Consider the following 665-nt stretch of genomic DNA (forward strand, 5'->3'; position numbering starts at 1 on the left):
GTCGTTGAGCTCGACGACGTCGAGCGTATCGCGCGGGCCCATTTGCATGATGATGGCGTCCGTGACGACGCCAGTACCCGGGCCGACTTCGAGAATACGCCGCGGCTGGCCGTCGCCCGCGACATAACGGGCGAGCGCTCGGCAGAGGCGACGACCGCTCGGCGCGATGGCGCCGGTGCTGTCGAACGTGCGGCGAAACTCTTGCCAAAACAGTCGATAATTTGCCCCGCCGGTTGCCATGCGGGCCATTCTAGCGTCAATGGCGAGCCGCACGAAGCCCTTGAATTCCATTACGCCTTTGCGTGAGATTTCAAAAAAAGTTGTCTCACGCAAAGGCGCGAAGGCGCAAAGAAACATGGGGAGGCAGTGACTCGTCTTGGCGAACCTTGGCGTCCTTGGCGGTTCAATCAGAACGGCTAGGCGTTTGCCCGCTGGCCGAGTGAGAACCGGGGAGTAATCGGAGAGCGAATCGATCAGAACTCGTACCACAACCCGATGCCGAGTTGCTCTTCGAAATTGCGAAAGAACTCGAACTGGTTCGACTTGCCGTTGAAGTAGTGAAAGCCGGTGCGCAACACCTTGGTGCTATTGCCGCGCCATAGCCAGCCGATTTGGGCGACGAGGTTGCCGCCGTAATTGAGTTCCTCGCGAATGTGTCCGTTGAT

General features: G+C 59.1%; 2 protein-coding genes. Both read right to left on the minus strand.

The window, feature by feature from the left end; all coding sequences use genetic code 11:
* Positions 1 to 357, minus strand: a 357-nt coding sequence (locus tag JNK74_29110; GenBank protein MBL7650239.1) for a hypothetical protein, incomplete at its 3' end; no start/stop codon positions are given.
* Positions 358 to 473: 116 nt separating this feature from the next.
* Positions 474 to 665, minus strand: a 192-nt coding sequence (locus JNK74_29115) for a DUF1207 domain-containing protein (GenBank protein MBL7650240.1), incomplete at its 5' end; no start/stop codon positions are given.

This window comes from Candidatus Hydrogenedentota bacterium, from assembly GCA_016791475.1.
Classification (GTDB): Bacteria; Hydrogenedentota; Hydrogenedentia; order Hydrogenedentales; family JAEUWI01; genus JAEUWI01.